At 56.3% G+C, this 16,770-nt stretch carries 14 protein-coding genes; 5 read left to right on the top strand and 9 right to left on the bottom strand.

All coding sequences use genetic code 11. The annotated features are described in order from the left end of the window. Positions 1 to 244: 244 nt before the first annotated feature. The 7 genes from LN996_RS08715 to sbnA form a co-directional block, all read right to left on the bottom strand. Positions 245 to 1,423, bottom strand: a complete 1,179-nt coding sequence (locus LN996_RS08715; protein WP_231340002.1) for an MFS transporter — start codon at positions 1,421 to 1,423, stop codon at positions 245 to 247. A gap of 120 nt (positions 1,424 to 1,543) precedes the next feature. Beyond that, entirely contained in the window at positions 1,544 to 2,611 is a 1,068-nt protein-coding gene (locus tag LN996_RS08710) for a peptidogalycan biosysnthesis protein (protein WP_231340001.1), read from the bottom strand. A gap of 80 nt (positions 2,612 to 2,691) precedes the next feature. Next, positions 2,692 to 3,852, bottom strand: coding sequence for an acetyl-CoA carboxylase biotin carboxylase subunit family protein (locus LN996_RS08705; protein WP_231340000.1), 1,161 nt, complete (start codon positions 3,850 to 3,852; stop codon positions 2,692 to 2,694). A 176-nt stretch (positions 3,853 to 4,028) separates the two neighbouring features. Continuing rightward, positions 4,029 to 5,018 (bottom strand): aspartyl/asparaginyl beta-hydroxylase domain-containing protein, encoded by a 990-nt coding sequence (locus LN996_RS08700; RefSeq protein WP_231339999.1) that lies wholly within the window; start codon positions 5,016 to 5,018, stop codon positions 4,029 to 4,031. 12 nt (positions 5,019 to 5,030) lie between these two features. Beyond that, complete coding sequence (gene asnB, locus LN996_RS08695) at positions 5,031 to 6,812, bottom strand: asparagine synthase (glutamine-hydrolyzing) (RefSeq protein WP_231339998.1); 1,782 nt, start codon at positions 6,810 to 6,812, stop codon at positions 5,031 to 5,033. Continuing rightward, positions 6,812 to 8,032: a hypothetical protein gene (locus LN996_RS08690; protein ID WP_231339997.1), complete on the bottom strand. Its 1,221-nt coding sequence runs from the start codon at positions 8,030 to 8,032 to the stop codon at positions 6,812 to 6,814. Before LN996_RS08690 ends, asnB begins: the two co-directional genes overlap by 1 nt. 90 nt (positions 8,033 to 8,122) lie before the next feature. Then, positions 8,123 to 9,151: a 2,3-diaminopropionate biosynthesis protein SbnA gene (sbnA, locus tag LN996_RS08685; RefSeq protein ID WP_231339996.1), complete on the bottom strand. Its 1,029-nt coding sequence runs from the start codon at positions 9,149 to 9,151 to the stop codon at positions 8,123 to 8,125. Positions 9,152 to 9,384: 233 nt separating this feature from the next. Here sbnA and LN996_RS08680 point away from each other — a divergent pair, with 233 nt between their 5' ends. The 3 genes from LN996_RS08680 (at position 9,385) to LN996_RS08670 (ending at position 12,839) form a co-directional block, all read left to right on the top strand. Beyond that, the gene (locus tag LN996_RS08680; protein WP_231339995.1) at positions 9,385 to 10,686 is read left to right on the top strand and encodes a DUF1116 domain-containing protein; all 1,302 of its coding nucleotides are present in this window, start codon (positions 9,385 to 9,387) and stop codon (positions 10,684 to 10,686) included. 13 nt (positions 10,687 to 10,699) lie between these two features. After that, entirely contained in the window at positions 10,700 to 11,737 is a 1,038-nt protein-coding gene (locus LN996_RS08675; protein ID WP_231339994.1) for a hypothetical protein, read from the top strand. Between the two features lie 142 nt (positions 11,738 to 11,879). Further along, the gene (locus tag LN996_RS08670; RefSeq protein ID WP_308102708.1) at positions 11,880 to 12,839 is read left to right on the top strand and encodes an AfsA-related hotdog domain-containing protein; all 960 of its coding nucleotides are present in this window, start codon (positions 11,880 to 11,882) and stop codon (positions 12,837 to 12,839) included. Between the two features lie 58 nt (positions 12,840 to 12,897). On the opposite strand, the gene LN996_RS08665 is transcribed toward LN996_RS08670, so the two are convergent. Together LN996_RS08665 and LN996_RS08660 are read right to left on the bottom strand one after the other, a co-directional pair. Continuing rightward, the gene (locus LN996_RS08665) at positions 12,898 to 13,524 is read right to left on the bottom strand and encodes a ScbR family autoregulator-binding transcription factor (RefSeq protein WP_231339993.1); all 627 of its coding nucleotides are present in this window, start codon (positions 13,522 to 13,524) and stop codon (positions 12,898 to 12,900) included. A 183-nt stretch (positions 13,525 to 13,707) separates the two neighbouring features. Further along, positions 13,708 to 14,682: an NAD(P)-dependent oxidoreductase gene (locus LN996_RS08660; protein ID WP_256491495.1), complete on the bottom strand. Its 975-nt coding sequence runs from the start codon at positions 14,680 to 14,682 to the stop codon at positions 13,708 to 13,710. A gap of 138 nt (positions 14,683 to 14,820) precedes the next feature. Between LN996_RS08660 and LN996_RS08655 the strand changes: the two genes are divergently transcribed. Together LN996_RS08655 and holA are read left to right on the top strand one after the other, a co-directional pair. Then, positions 14,821 to 15,705 carry a ComEC/Rec2 family competence protein gene (locus LN996_RS08655; protein ID WP_231339992.1) on the top strand — a complete coding sequence of 295 codons (885 nt, stop codon included), beginning with the start codon at positions 14,821 to 14,823 and terminating at the stop codon, positions 15,703 to 15,705. Then, positions 15,624 to 16,640 (top strand): DNA polymerase III subunit delta, encoded by a 1,017-nt coding sequence (holA, locus tag LN996_RS08650; protein WP_231339991.1) that lies wholly within the window; start codon positions 15,624 to 15,626, stop codon positions 16,638 to 16,640. Before LN996_RS08655 ends, holA begins: the two co-directional genes overlap by 82 nt. The last annotated feature ends 130 nt before the right edge of the window (positions 16,641 to 16,770 follow it).

Genomic DNA, 16,770 nt, shown 5'->3' with positions numbered 1-16,770 from the left:
ACACGATAACCAGAACGTATGGCGAACTACCGCCACTGTCGTAGGGGATTACCTCACTGACAAGCTGGCCGCCGACTGCATCGCCGCGGGAGAGCTGCCTGGTTGAGCCAGTTGTGAGGCAGCGATGCTGTGCTGAGCAATCGATCCGCTTACTGAAGGGATAGGCCTAAGGCGAAGCCCCGCTATCAATGAGAAGCACCGGCGTCGTGGCTGACGTCAACAGAACCGGACTATGTCACCTTGGTCAGTGCTGCACAATAGAATCCTCCTCGCGAGGTTGCCCGGATGCAGCACGGGCATGCCGGAGCATGCCGTATCGAATAGACATTAGGACAACCACTAGTCCCACGAGGGCTACCGATAGCAGTATTATCAGCCGAGGTGACATTAGTCCGCCCAAGAGGGCCAAAACGGCGCCCGACAACGGTACCGAGAGCAACAAGATAGCAACAAAAGCCCCAATGGTACTCCCAACTTCGGCAGCGGGAACGATCTTCAATCGTTCGGTTCTGAGCCAAACGGAAAAAACAGTTAAACCTGCTGACCAGAGACCAAAGGCCGCAGCAAAGATGATGGCATTGCCAGCCAAACCCATCCCGAGCCCCGAGACAAACATAAGAATGAAGCTGGCCTTGACAATCCAAAGGGATATCTTGCCTCCCCGACTTACGTACGTCGCGAGGCTGATCGCCGAGGCGGCTCCGATCAAAGCGCCAACACCACTAACCATCCCCACCGTGGATTCGTTTCCGGCGAACTCGCCAATCACCACCGCTGGCGCTATTGCCAATCCCAATCCGGCTATGAAATTAACCATCACGCCCATGCTGAGAAGCTTCATAAGTCCCTTGTTACGCCAGACTTGGAGGACTCCAAGAAACAGGGATGAATGGACGGCACGACGTGCCTTTGCGTCGCCCTTTTGAGCCTTCGTCGTCCGGAAAGCGATCGCCGACAGCGCAGAAATAACAAAGCCCCCAGCGAGGATCAGGAACGTGAGCTTTTGCTGTAGGAAGAGAATCAACATCCCACCGAGTAGTGGCCCTGCTACTTGCGTGAGCTGAAGTGCAACCTGTTGATGGGACTGGCTAACCTCTCTGGAATCAAGGTCATCCAGCGAAATCACCTTCTCGATACCAAGCACCGCGATGCCACCGAAGAACATCAGCAGAGCAGCGCCTAGGAAGAGTGTCACCATCGAGTCTGAGACAGCAACAATAAGGCAAAGTAGTCCGCGGACAAGATCCGAGGTGGCGAATATTCTAAGACTGGTGTATTTATCGAGCAGGGTTCCTAACAATCCGGTTGATAGCACTCTTGGAGCCCATTGCACCAAGAATACAATCCCGGAAAGAGCCACATTGCCTGATTGAGCGTAGACGGATACAGGAATGATGAAGCCTGCGGTCTGGTCGAGCAGCATGGATGGGAATCTGTTCCAAACGTACTTCACAGATTTGTGCTTGCTTAGGGGGTTCATTGGCTATTGACTGCCTTTGGCTGCGGTGTATGTTCAATCGGGTCAGGTGGGTCCGTGGGAGTACTAGAGGAGTAGAGACGCGCCACCCACGAGAGCATCCCCCACCTGGGGTGATGTCGATACTGCTTGCTGTATGAATTGTCCATTCTTCAGTCGGATGTCGTCGGAATAAGGCAGTAGGATCGAGTCCGTTGACAAGTCCACAAGCCACAAGCCACGCAGCTCTGCCCCTCTTATTGCCTTTACCTTGGAAGCCTCGATACCCGCGTGGACCCAGTTGAGTCCTCGATCTTGTGCTATCTCGATGGCACAGTAGTAGGTCAGGTTGAAGTACTCCGACGCGCCCACCAGTTTGTCTTCCTTGAAGCCCACGGCTCGAACGTAAAGGGTGTCACCTTTGTCGTACCAGAGCATGAACCCAACGCTCTGCCCGTCCTTGTCGTGAAGGATTTCAACATGTGCCTTATCCCCAAAAATGGCCGCCTGTTGCTGGAAGAGGCCCTGGGTTACGTCAACGTCGTCTACGATGCCTCGGCGGAGCTGCATCTCGACATTTAACTCAGCGACCGTCCTAGTGCTGTCCTTGAGAAGGGTGCTGGTGGTTCCGTAGCCGGCGTCCAGGAACTCCCCGTGTTCCTTTCGCACTGTGTGTCTCCGCTTTCGAGGTAGTCCCTCTGCGAACTCGTCAAGATTTTGACCGCGAACCGGGATATAGGCATCCAAGGCGATCAACAGTGGTTCTGAGCCTAAGCCGTGTGAAGTCAGGTGGTTTACGTCGTGGTCCTTGAGGTACATACCCACGAAAGGAACAGGTGCTTTCCGATTGAGTTTCCGGGGTACAGCTTCCTGGCAAGCTTCTTGGCCGAGTGCTACTAGATCGGGAATGACATCCGTATCTTCGCAGAGGAAGTCGCCTTGATAGCCTCTGGCCGGTCCGATATGAAGACCACATGGTGGTGGGGAGGCCAAGCCCCGTTCAGCCAGAATACGATCCCAGCGATAGAGGCTGTTGCTGCAGTGGTCGACCGCAGTGACAGCTACGGCCCCCAACCCGTTGGGGCCGGTGGTATGGATTGCACCACTGAACTCCGCTTCCAAGGCGCAGTATGTCAGCCATTCCTCGCTACTCATGAAGCTCGTTCCGGCGAGTTCGGCCCATCTCTGAGATCCGACCGAACCTACTGGGCTGCTAAAATAGGCTTCACTGTTGATCAAGACGGCACCTCTGTCAGCTTCCTGACATCCGATGTATCCGTATAGGTGGTCTGCACGTAGCTGGCAAGATTTTCCGTAATGGCCGCAATGTCTTCGTCCAATGCGCAATCAACGACAATTGATACGCAACGTTCTGATGAGTCCCGCACGGGACCAACGCGATCGCCCGGTCGTTTGCCTACGATGACAGCGCATAATCTGGCCGGCGCATCAGGTGCGGCGGGTTCAAATTCCGGCCATATGTGGCTTTCGTGAATCCACGTAACCGGGACGTCAGCCTCACACGTTACTGATTGCAGGACACCGGTCGGCTGATCCAGGAACACTTGTCGAGCTCGACGCACGCTATGCCGCGTCTCTGGCTCCAGCCCCAGGGCCAGGGCCACCATTGTCGCCTCAAAGGATATGCCTGTTGCCAAGAGCCATAGCTTTGAGATTGCATCTCCCGGAGGACGGGCCGCGACCTCCATGAGAACGGGTCCTGACGGCGTCATTCGAAATTCAGCGTGGCTTATGCCTGTGCACAGCTTTATCTGCTCCAGCAGCAGTTCATTGGCTGCCAGAAGAGTCTCGATATCTCTACTGTCAAGTTCATGCGCGGGGGAGGTGTGACCAACTTCGGTGAAATAGCTGGTGCTTGACTCGTTCGTATCTTTTGCAGTCACGCCGACCCAACGAATCACTCCGGCAACGACAACTGATTCGATTGAGTACTCCTGCCCTCTCACTCGGGATTCGAGCAAGAGTTCTTCATCGGGTCGATATGACTCGATGAGATCCCTCAGCTGTTCCTGGGAGCTCACCTCATAGACACCTGAACTGGACATCCGGCCTGTGGGCTTGAGTATGGCCGGGAATGCGATGCCAGAAGCTGAGGTTGTGTCCCTGTCCGTACCGATAAGATGCCATGTGGGTGACAGCGAAGGAACACTGAGGCGCTGTAGTGCCTTGTTCCGCGCTACACGTGCAGCATGGCTGCCGGGGCCGGGGAGACAGAGCGACTCGCTCAGGACCCCGGCCGCTTCAACAAACACCTCGCCACAACAAATGAGCCCGGCAATCTGAAACTTGCGCTGAATTTCACGAACCGGATGGATGAGGGATACGAGGTCGGTATCAGTGACATGGAAGATCAAATCGAGTCCAGCAAGCGGCATACCCGGGGAGTTTCTCCATGCTGCCAATTCCTGAGGATCCGTCTCTGGACCAAAGATGAATGCCGGTTCGCATCCTTGGCGTCGAATCTCGCCGATCAGCGCAGTGTGGCGCCGGAAGACGACAAGGTCTGTGACGACCAGGACGACTGGATCCCTCGGAGGTGACGACTGAGCGGTCATGGCGTGGGGCGAATCGGAATGACGCGCTCGATTACGTCGCGGCCAGCCCGAAGCCGTAGAACGGCTGTCGGGTTGGGACCTCCCGGGAACAATTGAATCGTGCGTTCTTCACTCCAGCCGGAGAACCTGAATTCCCCATCCCCAACATGCACCAATACGATCGGTTGGCCATCCGTTGGTGATAGAGCGAGGCCGGAGGCATCCAGTCGGATGCTGGCCTGTTCATCGTCGGCATGGCCTTCCAAGGGCCAATATTCTTCCCAGAGAGTGAAACCAAAGGGAATCTTGAGGTCGCATTCGAACTTGCGCATTTCGTCTTCACGCAAGGGAGAAGGCTGCCTGTTGAAAAGGACATCACCGCTGGCAAAGTATTCGCTCCATTCTTCTGGAAAGAGTGACGCCGTGCCTGGCACTGCAAGGGTATCCATCACCAGATGCGTGCGGTGTTCGGGACCAAGATTCTCTACGTGGTGCAGCCGGCTGAAATCTCCGAACCAGAACTCGCCAGGTTCCCAGTGGTGAGGTTTTCCGTCGAGAATGGTCCGTGCGTCGGGGTTGGTGACTACTGGTATATGCAGTCTCAGGACGCCGTACTTTGGGCTGTACTTCGGATCATCGTGGGTCATTCCCACGGTTCCGGGACCAAGTGCCATGAGACGGACGGCATGCATCGGCGCGGGAATGCTGTTGAGAACCTCCCGCAGGTAGGGCAACTCTGACATCCATTTTGTGTCGGAAAAAAGTTCCGGGCCGGGTCCACCGGGATCGGTCCGGCTGGGGTCCCCGCCTGGGCTTCTCAACGCCAGGCAACGCCAGTCGGCTTCGGTTTCGGCTCCAACGCCGTGTTCGTTATATGAACGTTGCTTGCTCCAGGATTCACGGGTAGCTGTGCGAAGCTCTGATTGCATGCGCTCGTGGTCGTACTTACCTTTCAAGCGGGCAGCTTCAGCAGGCGTCGAGAATTCACCAATGGGTTGAGTTTTCATTTAGCAGTCCTTTCAGACGGATATCGGGTCGGGAGTTCCGGTTTGGAGTAGATGCCATCTTTCAAGCATGAAAAGTGTCCAAAGGGCGTATGCGTTTTCGGGCCTGAAGTCGGTTACGAAGATGCGCAAAGCATCTGCATCGAAATAGTCCCGTGAAAGAGATTCCTCGGACAGCAGCGTTGACTGAATTGCAGGTCGAAGTGATGTGGTCAGCCAACCCTCAAGAGGGACAGCCAGCTCCTGTTTTCGTCGGTTGACGATACTTGATGGGAGGTAGTTGACCGCCATGGATTTGAGCAGAGCCTTTTCATTTAGATCAACCATCTTGCGTGCTGCTGGAATGCGAGCAACATAATCAATCAGTCGATGATCCAGAAAAGGACTCCGCGGCTCTATGGAGTTTGCCATGGACATGCGATCAATCTTCACCAGTTGGGCATCTGGCAGCCAGAACCGGGCATCGACATGCATCGCTCGATCTAGTCGTGGACTCTTTCTGTCGGTCAGCTCGAACCGGTGAGACAGATGGTTTTCAGGGAAGTTGCCAAGCGCATTCTTGATTGAATCTGAATACAGAAGTGCTTTGTTCGCCTGGCTGAGACCGTCGACCAGTATGCCTTCATAGTCATCCGCCAAGTTCCCGTGGGGGAGTGAAAGGAGTGACTTATAGCGCCTGTATCCGCAGAATACTTCGTCAGAACCGTCTCCGGTGAGGACTACTTCGACCGTCTTCCTAGCCAAGGCGTACATGGCATCGGAAGCGATGGCGGACGGGAAGGCATAGGGTTCACCCATGTGACGAAGGATCCGGTCGATGCTTGCGGCTGCGTGTGATGCGTTCAACTGCACGTTGTGGTGAATTGTGGAGCAGTAGTCGGAGACTTCCTTTGCAAATACCGACTCGTCGAAGTCTGGGTGATCGAAGCCCACGGAGAAGGTGTGCAGAGGTTCTGACGACTTTTTCGCAGCCAAGGCAACAACCAAACTGGAATCGAGGCCGCCGGAGAGCATGGCACCCAATGGAACTTCTGACTCCAGACGATCCTGAACAGCTTGATGCAGCAGGGCATCGATCGTGGCTACAAGTTCTTCTTCGGGTTCGTCCTGAAGCTCAGCTGTAAATGGAAAATCCCAGTACTGCCAAGTGCGCGTGCCTGATGATTCCAGCGATATCAAGGTGGCCGGCGGTACCTTTTTGACATCCTGGTATATCGTCGCGGGCGCCGGGACGACTCTATAGCTCAGGTAGGCATCAATCGCTGTGGGACATGTGGAACGTCCTATGCCTGGATGTGTCAGCAAGGCTTGCATCTCGGACGCGAAAACGAGCTGTCCGGAAGCTGAGGTTGCATGCAGCAAAGGCTTTTTGCCGGTTCTGTCTGTTGCCAGAATGACTCGTTGTAGATTTATGTCCAGGAGCGCTATAGCGAACATCCCATGGAGATGCGTGACGAAAGAATCGCCGTACCTTTGGTACAGGGCGGGAATCACGGCCACGTCACTTGTGCCATCGACGTCGTAGCCCGAGCGCTCCAGCTCGGCTCTCAGCTGCATGTGGTTGTAGATCTCACCGTTGACGACACACACCACTGAACGATCGCGGCTGAACAGAGGTTGGCTACCACCATGCAAACCGATGATTGATAGGCGGCACATTCCGAGAGCTGCATCCGGGGCATTGAAGTATCCAACTTCGTCCGGTCCGCGGTGTTTCATCACCTCGCACGCCGTTTCGGTGAAACGGTCGCTTACCCTTGACCCGTCAAAGGTAACTGTTCCTGCAATGCCGCACATCAGGAGCTGCGAACGTTAAAACGACGCTTGGCGCCACTGACCAATGCATCCGATGAGTTAACGGATTGGATGAGTATTTCACCTACGAGTCCTGCATCTGTCATGACGGCGATATCAGGGGAGGCATGATGCACGTAGCGACGGAATTCCTTCCTTTGGTTATCCGAAACGCTACCCACAACGCGGATAGTCATTGCATTTCCGTCGAGTACTTCAAAAGGCTGAGCGGGGAATACGGTGGCCATGGCCTCGCAAAGGTCATGACTGCTGATACGTTCGCCATGCTTGAAATCTCCGACCTGCCTGCCTTCGATACGTTCAAAGGTCCATTCGCCCGAAGTCTCCTTGCGCAAGTCGGTGATTGAGTCGCCCGTCACATAACGAATCGCCGGGAAATAACGTCGGCTAATTGAAGTCAACACAAGGATTCCAGAGCCGCTGCGGCTGCCTCGCGCATGGCCTCGTGTCACCTCCTCGTAGTTCACTAACTCTGGGATAATGTGCGAATGGAATTTGTAGCGGCCAGTCGTTGCGTCTGAATACGCAATCGCACCGATTTCGATTGACCCGAAGAGATCGAGAACGTCATTGAACTGAATCCCAAAATGCGAGGCCACTCTTTGACGCCACGCCGCTGTAGCGAGATCTCCCACCACGATGATTTTGCGTGGGCTTATTTGCAGCGCGGCTGACTGCTGCATCAATTGGTCAAGGATCATCGGCATCGTGAAGAGTACGTCAGGTTGCCACTCATTCAGCAGGCTGATGTGTTCACTGATCGGCCGCTGGAAGTCTATGTCAAAGGACTGAAGGCCCATCTCCTCGAAGATTCTCCTGGCAGATGCCGCTGCATGACCGGTACCCAGATCAGCGACAGCGTTTGACCCGCGGGGTACCCCGGTAAGGAAGCGATCGAAGAGTTGGCGCCGCTGAGCGACGTAGGCGTTGTCATCGTCTTCCCCGTACAGGATCCGCTTCCGAGTTCCGCCGGAGGTTCCTGACGTGAAGTATGTATCCGTTCCGTTCGGGACCTGTGTCTCCAGGTAATAATGCTTTTCAAGAATGGCTTGATTGATCAACGGCAGGGTGGAAAGTGAAGGGGCGTCAGTCTTGGCGAGTTCTGCATACCAGGGAAACTGCTTGGATATCCGTTCAACTACAAGATTGATCAGCTCTGCTTCTGGCGGTGCTAGAACAGTGCTGGGATTATGTGAAGTCATGAGAACTTTGATTCCGCCTTTGCGTACACTTTTGGTCTTTGGAAGAGCTAGAGAAGTGGTGCTTCACGTTTGGATGCTATGCAGAAGTCCCTACACGACTTGCAGTGGATGAATGGTGGGGTCGACTTTGCCCTTGCCATAGCTCTTAGGTTCTCCGGCGATGGCTTCCGAGGAGCCAAGTAGGCCGTATTTCATATCGACCCAGTCGTCGTTGTAAATGGTGTTGATGTACTTCTCGCCCAAGTCGGGAGAGAGGGTTACGACCTTGGAGCCGGCTGGGATGCTGTGGCTGTCCATCTCGACTGCTGCCAAAACTGATCCTGTCGACCCGCCCAATAGAACTCCATGCTGCTTGGCCATCGTTTGGCACATCGACACGGCGTCACGTTCGGCAACGAGCGAAGTTCTGTCCGGGGCCCCCTCGCGGTAGAGCGAGCTGGGCCGACTTGCGCCGAGTCCTGGAATATGGCGTGGGCCAGCCTGCTCGCCAAAAGTCACAGAGCCCATTGAATCCACTGCAACGATCACGGTTTTTGGCGAGTACTGACGAAAGTGCTTTACGCAACCCATAAGAGTTCCAGCCGTTCCCGTGCCGACGTAGAGATAGTCGACGCGGCCAATAGCACTCAGAATCTGTGTGGCAGTGGTGGAAGCGTGTGCTGCGGGATTTGCAGGATTTGAGTATTGGTTCAGCCAAATACGACTTGGATCCTCCTGTAGAAGGGAGTTGACCTTTTCGACACGGGCTCCGAGATAACCGCCGTTTGCATCTCTGGTGGCGACCTCTACGACTGTGGCGCCGTAGGCGCGCATCGTTCCGATGCTCTGTCGGGAGGCGTTGGGATCGACCACGCATAGGAAGCCATAACCTTTGCTGGCTGCAACCATGGCAAGTGCGATGCCCAGGTTTCCCGAAGAGGACTCGACAATCTGAGAGTAGGGTTGCAGCTCACCACGCCTCTCTGCGGCCTCAACCATAGCCAACGCTGGTTTCAACTTGATGGAGCCTGCGGCGTTCAGGCCCTCAACTTTCAGGAACAACTCCGAGCCGGGAACAAGAGTATCCATGCGAAGAAAGCAGTCGTCCAGGGCAATTTCGTGAGCGCTGTTGTAGATCAAAATTTCGTCCTCCGGTTGGCGGCCCGATAGATGGGGGTCGCTGTTCTCGGCCTGATGGCACCCAACTCGCATCTGTTCGACGCGAGCGGAGTGTGCTGCCAAGAAAAGAAAACCACATGGTCGGTTTGTATGTAAAGTTGGACTAGCTGCTGACGCTGGAAAGCGCGGTTCTCGCTGGGAAGCCAGCTTCCAGACCTTCAGCTCCCAGATTGAAGCCTCTACTAGGAGCTCTCTTGACTGCTACAACGTCCATGGGGCCACGCCTTTCAACCAAGCTCAGTCCCAACACGATTGCTACCTCAGCCATGGCAAGTGTCGAACCGGAGCTGGTTGACGTCGTGAGCGCGATCGACACAGTGCCCGATATGTCGGCGAATATGGTCCTTGTCTCCGGACCAATCATGGATTGGGAGGACTATGACGGATGCCAACGAGGAGCCATTATCGGTGCTTCCATCTTCGAAGGCCTCGCCTCAAATCCTTATGAAGCGGACGCCGGCATCAGATCGGGTCGAATAAAACTTGCCTCGAGCCAGGATCACGGCACTGTCGGGTCGTTGACAGGTGTTTGCAGCGCGTCCATGCCGGTTTTGGTTGTTCGTGATCGAACGTCCGGAAGAATTGCAATGTGCCGTCTGAACGAGGGCGGTCACGCGGAGTCACTAACATTTGGTTCCTGGAACGCATGCGTAGACAGCAACCTCAAACTCGTTCGCGATGTCATCGGACCCGCATTGGGGCATTACGTGCGTATGGCACCCATCGCGCTGATGCCAATGATGGTCGAAGCCTTGTCCATGGGCGATGAAATGCATGGGCGGCAGAACGCCGCCGGCTACATTTTTAGGGCGGCCATCCAGGAGCGCATCATCAAGGTTCGTGGTTCCTGGGACAATGCTGCTGTTCATTCTCTTCTGGGCTATCTGGTGTCAGCCGACTTCCATTTCCTGCATGTTGCCATGGCCGCTGCAAAAGTAGTCAGCGAGGCTGCTGCCGATGTACCTGGAAGCTCAATTCTCACGGCGATGTCCATGAATGAGAAGGAATTTGCGATCAGAGTCGCTGGTGCTCCCGGCCGCTGGTTCCGTACCGCGCTTCCGCCGATCTCGGATGTCCCCATCCGGCTCGTAGGCAGGAGCGAACGCGAGCTCCTGGGGTACAGCGGAGGCGACAGCCTGCTGATGGAGACGCTAGGTCTTGGTGCAGTTTCGGCTGCCGCTGCTCCGTGTATGAGTCCGGGTTCGGTAGGAACGCCGCAGGACATGAGTCGGCTTACGGAATCCATGTACGACATAGCGTGGACAGAGCATCCAAACCTTAGGATCCCGGCGTTAAGACAACGCGGTGTTCCATTCGGATTTGACGTGGATTCGATCGCGGCTTCGGGTCTGGTCCCGCCGGTTCACATTGGCGCGACCCTTCGAAGGGGTGGGATTGCTGGAACTATGTACTTCACTCCGCCCTTGGCGCCGTTCATAGAAGCTCGTGACTACCTGCGTTCTTCCTCCGCCGCGGTCCCTGATTATTCGAGGTGAGGAGACGGGCGCGTTGCCGAAGAACGACGTCCCCAATAGATTTTCATCTTCCAAAAACTATCGAAGGTTGCTTTCTGTGACAAAAATTCATTTTCTTGACGCTCGTGTTGTCTCTTATGTCCTTCAGGATAAGGACTTGGTTCTCGATGCTGTGAGAAGAGCCTATTTAGCCCATGGCGTGGGAAGCAGCTCAACGCCGCAGTCGACGTTTCTGAAATTTCCCGATAGGCCCGGGGATCGAATTATCGCTCTGTTGTCCAGAGTCAAGGACGAATTGTTCGATGTTGCGGGAATGAAATGGGTGTCCAGCGTTCCGGCAAACACAGGTCGAGGGCTTCAGCGCGCTGGCGCAACGATCCTACTGAATTCGATGGATTCGGGATATCTCAAGGCCGTCTTGAGTGCTGCCCCCGTGAATGCCGCCCGTACCGCGGCGTCAGCAGCACTCACATTACAAGTTGTTGGCGGAACCCAGCGGCCGAACGTAGGCATTGTCGGTTCTGGACTCATAGCATCGACGACGACTGACTACATTCGACATGTTCTTGGCCTTGGTCGCGTTGTTGTCTCTGACGTAGATCCGCTGCGAGCTCAAGCGACAGTAGACCGCTTACTCCTTGAGGGAGTCGATGCGATCGTAGGATCCGTGGAGGACGCATTGGTCCAGAATGTTGTTCTGCTGGCCACAACCGCCGGTGAGCCTTACCTGGATCATCGATTTCGGCCCGGGCAGATCATTCTGCACCTATCATTGCGCGACCTGACACCGGCAGTACTTCGCGATGCCGTGAACGTTGTAGATGATTTCGAGCACGCTTGTAGGGAGCGAACATCCCTGAACTTGGCCGTCGACGCATACGGCCCCAACGAACTTTCCGTTCTTGAAATTCCGTCACTGCTTCGCCGGGATGCTCAGGTGCAGGCTACCGAAAGGCCCATCGTTTGCTCACCTTTCGGGCTGGGGGCCCTGGACGTGGCCACGGCGGAGTCCATATACAGGAGGGCGGTCGCCGAAGACCTCGGAAATGAGCTCGACCTCGGAGATGCATAACCCGATGACTGGTCTGTCGTGATCAAGCGGCCGCCAACCTTAGTCGTACATGTCAAAAGTTCGTTACTTGTTACGGAACATGCCGGAGGAACCTGCGCGTTGTGAGTTTCACCTCCAATTGGACTAATCTCTAAAAAACCGCATGGATGGTTTCTTAGGGGGGGATTTGATGACGCAAAGTCACATCAATGGAGGGGGGGCTCTGCTCGCTGCGGAGGCATACTTGCCCGGTCAAGCTTTCGCTGAATGGCGTCCGGCTGAGGATCGCCTTGTGCATAAAGTCAGTGCGGCCGCCAACTTCATAGCCCGGTGGCGAAGCACGTGTGAGAACACTGCAGAGCTGACGGCCTCATGGGCAGCGGAGCAGGAGTATCACTGTCTTGCATCTCAAGGCATGAGTGATCCTATGCTGGCGTTAGAGACTTTCCGCCAGGCCGTCATCATCGTTGCGCATTCCATGTATGGCGTGCCGCTGGAATCGGCCTTTTCGTTACAGCACATCGGGATCAGCCTTGACTCTTGTCGCATGACTGGAACGCCGGATCTCTGGCTGGAACTCACTCCTGACTTCAGCGGCACTCGCCTCATTGGACTGGGCATCAGGGTTACATTCCGGCTCGATAAAGCCATTATTGGGACAGGGCGGGGGAAATTGATCGTCTTGGAACAACACTCGTACCATCGGGTGCGCAACGGCGCCGAGCCCAAGGAGTTCCGTTCGCCCGGGCTCAGAGCAGAGGCCTCCCATGTGGGGCGGACTTGTGAAGAGGACGTCCTTCTGAATGAGGGCGGTGGTGATCTGCTTATCAACACATCACATAAATGGCTGTTTGATCACCCTGCGGACCATATTCCAGGAATGCTGGTCATCGACGCTGCCAGGCAGGCATTCGCACTGAATAGAGGAGGAGATCCTTCGTTCAACGTCATCAGTGCGCGATTCTTCAATTACGGGGAACTGCACGAGCCCGTTCAGATCGCGACGGACGTTCCTGATGGCCCAAGCGGCGATGAGTGCTCATTCATTTTCAAGCAATTGGGAAGGACTCTCGCCATTGTAGCCATATCCAGCACCCATTCCGGGCAAGCCTCTCTACCGTAACGGGCTATATTAACCCCTCCCGGCAGATTTCGCCTTGTCAGTTGCTGAGTGGTTGATTCTAGGCGGCAGAGGTTTCGGCCGGTGCTGTTGAGTTCAGCGCCGGTAGCAGACTGGAAGGGACCAATGCCGGCAGCAGAATTACCCACATCTGTTCTATTCGGTATTTAAGGTCCGATCTGTGTGTGATCGCTTCCGATGTCAACTGTGTTCCGGTGACTGCTGATGCAAGCAGGTGCGCGGCATCTTGTGGGCTGACATGCGGTAGTAGCAGGCCTTGTGCAGCTGCGTTTTCCAGCATGTCTGCGAGGAGAGAGACCCAGCTTACGTACGGTGATGGATTGTCCGTGCCGAAAGTATTTCGTTCCAGGGTGAGTCGAATACTAGCCCGTACGAGGGGATCATTTTGGAGAGCTTCAATAAACCGGTAGCTGAGATCGATGCTTCTCTGTATAGGCGAGATGCGGGGGTCGGTGTTCTCGTCGATCCAGTTTGACTGTTCCTCCACAATTACGTTTGCGAGGGCTTCCTTCGACTCAAAGTGGAAATACAATGCACCCTTCGTTACGTCGGCCTCAGCCAGTATTTCGGCAATTGTGGCTGCCGAATATCCCTTGCGCTCGAAAACACGCGCTGCCGCGTAGAGAATATTCCTTCGCGTTTCAACGGCACGGCTCTGATTCAACACTAATCCTTCAATCTGGGGTGATTCATCTATTATATCAATGTCCGGCTTAGCTGGGAGCTGCGTTGCCTGGCAAGCTGACGGTTCCGTGAAGCCGCCGGTGGGCGCTCCGCCCTCGGACTCCATTCTGGGGGGTGGGGATGTGTGGGGGCGCTGCAAACTATGCCTCGGATCTGGAATGTTGTTTCAAATCTTCGCAACTAAACGATACCAGTCTACCGCTTCGCGCGAAATCGTCGGTGAGGTCTTGCCTAATTCGGCTAGATCCCAGAGATTCTGCGATTCATAGTGATGGTCCATGCCTACCATTTTGACTTGGTGGGGGCGGAAGCCGGCCGGCTCGAGAATGCGAACGGCCTCGTCGAGAGTTGTAGTCCCCTCTATCTGTAACGGGCTGACCTCGCGCCTGATCGTATATGCGAGACGTGCGAGTGTTGTGGGGGTCGGGTTAGCTGCATGGAAGGCGCCATCTAGGGGTGCGGGGGAAGTCGCCAAAGCAGAAACGAGACGCCCCAAGTCTGCAACGTCAACCACGGAAATTTTGGCGGCCCCATTGTCAATTTGGGTGCCAAGCGTCCTGAAGAGCCGGATAATTCCTGGGATAAACCATTGGTCCCCCGGCCCATAAATGAGATTTGGTCGGATGACTATTCCGCCGAGGTTGAGAATGGATGCTTCCCCTGCCGCCCGGGTCTGGCTGACGACCGAGTCGGGTTTATAGACCGTAGGGTTGGCCGGGTGAGATCGGTGAGGTCCCGTGCCATACACGGCGGTCGTGCTGATGTGGATCAGTTTTCGTGCGCCGGAGGATTTCCATGCATGGGCGACATTTTCAGCACCGAGGTGATTCACTTGTTGTGCTCTAAGGGGATCATCTCCGACGTACGAGGCAGCATTGACTACAACCTCGAAGTCTCTGATAGCGAGGTTTAAGGAGGTGAGGTCGGTTACGTCACCAAGCAAGACTTTTATTCTTGGGTGATTGGGGACGCTATACCGTCTTCTGGTCATTATGGAAACTTCCACGTTATCGCACGAATCAAGTTCCGTCATCACGCGGCTTCCGATAAATCCCGTGGAGCCGATTACTAATACTTTGATGCGATGTTTGGCAAATCTATTAGTCAAAGATTCCTCGTTTGATAAGGCCTCATGACACATTTTGGTCTAGGGTCCTATTGTAGTCTGCCACTCATTGAGGCGCTCTGGCGGCTGACAATGCGAGGGAAGACGTCGAGTGCCCGTTTTTAGGTTCCGGGGTGGGCGGCACTCACTGTCCGTCACCCCGGCCCTTGGCTGTTGGCGCGTTGCTTCCGGCTGGTACGCCCGGCCGCCGGGGCGTTCGCTGCGTGCGGTCTGTTGTCGTTCGTCGTGATGGTTGGGCCGGACCCGAGTGTCTTGCGGGCTGCGGTCATGGGAGCTGTGGGCTTGGCTGCCCTTACGGGCGGATTACGGGGCCGGTCCTTGACTTTCCTCTGCCTCGCCACGACGATTCTGCTGTTGCTGGACCCGGCCATGGCAGCCAACGTGGGGTTTCTCTTGTCGGTTCTGGCTACGCTCGGGATTGTGCTGCTTGCCACCCGTATTGCGTCGTGGATTCCGTTGTGGGTACCACGGTGGTTGGCTGCCGGAATTGCGGTGCCTTTGTCGGCGCAGTTGTTGTGCGGGCCGGTGATTGTGGCACTTCAGCCTCAGTTCACGCCGTATGCCCTGATCGCCAACGTGGCGGCGGGTCCTTTGGTGGCGCCGGTGACTATTTTTGGGACGATCGCTGCGCCGCTGGCCACGGTCCTGCCCTGGCTGGCGGTGGTGCCGATCGCCGTTGCGGGGACCTGCGCGGGGATGGTTGCGGGGCTGGCACGGTTCTTTGCCGGTTTGCCTGGAGCTGCTTTGCCCTGGGCTGAGGGGCCGATCGGAATGATGGCTATGGTGCTCTCATCGGTCGTGACTGTGCTGGTCGTCTGGGCGGCGCTGCATCCTGCGGCTGTGAAGCGGCACGTCATGGGCCTGCACGGTGTTGTGACGGTGCTCCTGGAGCGCGGTGCAAGGCGCAAGCATGGCAGACTTGAAGCCTGCAAAGTAACATCCGGAAGGAACCATCTGTGGCTGCTGCCCAAAACACCCGGGCCAAGAGTGCCGCGGCAAACACCGTCAGCTGGCGGGAAGCGGCGCCCGCCGCCGTAGTCCTCATCATGGGCCCGGAAGAATACCTTGGGATCCGCGCAATGGATGGCATCCGCACCCAGGTGCGGGCCACTACTCCGGATGTCGAGCTCAGCCGACTGAACGCAAGCTCCTACGAGTCCGGTTACCTAGCCATGACCGTCACGCCGTCGCTTTTTGGCGAGGGCAAGCTCATCGAGGTCGAGGGCCTCGAGGCAATGAATGATGCTTTCCTGGCCGACGGATTGGCCTACCTCCAGCATCCGGACCAGGACGTTGTCCTTGTCCTGCGTCATGCCGGGGGAGTCCGTGGCAAGAAGCTGCTCGACGCCGTGAAGTCCGCGGGATGGCCAGTGATCGACTGCCAGCCGATGAAGAAGGACTCAGACAAGACCGCGTTTGTCGTCTCCGAATTCAGGGCCGGAGGTCGCCGCATTGAGGGCGAAGCTGTCCAGGCACTAGTGAACGCCGTGGGCGCGAACCTTTCCGAACTTGCAGCAGCGTGCAACCAACTGATTGCCGACGCCACTACCGCCGTGACGGCGGAGACGGTGGAACGCTATTACGGTGGCCGAGTGGAAGCTACGGCATTCAAGGTGGCCGATGCTGCAATGGCCGGCAATGGGCCAGTGGCGCTGTCCACCCTGAGGCACGCACTGGCCACCGGCGTCGATCCTGTTCCCCTGGTTGCGGCGCTGGCGGCCAAGCTGCGCACCCTGGCCAAAGTTGCCGGAGCCAACGGTTCTCCGGCGACCATCGCCAAGAACCTGGGAATGCAGCCGTGGCTTGTAGAGCAGGCGCAGCGTGACGTCCGCCGCTGGACGCCCGAAGGCCTGATCCGTTCCATCCAGGTCATCGCGGAAGCGGATGCCCAGGTGAAGGGTGAGTCGCGTGACCCCGTTTACGCCGTGGAGCATGCGGTGACTGTGATTGCCATGTCAGCCAGTCGACGCTGAAGCCAGCGCGCGGCGGCATCGCCGGTTAAACCCAAAGGCGGGGGCGCCCCACGGGGGGGCGGGGGTGGTATGGAAACTGCGCAACGTCATAAACTAAAAGATGGGGGGGGTGCTGGGGGGGTGGGGCGGG

This window comes from Arthrobacter sp. AK01, from assembly GCF_021109375.1.
In the GTDB taxonomy this organism is placed as follows: Bacteria; Actinomycetota; Actinomycetes; order Actinomycetales; family Micrococcaceae; genus Arthrobacter.
The sequence above is the reverse complement of the archived record's forward strand: the minus strand, read 5'-3'. Positions and strand labels throughout refer to the sequence as shown.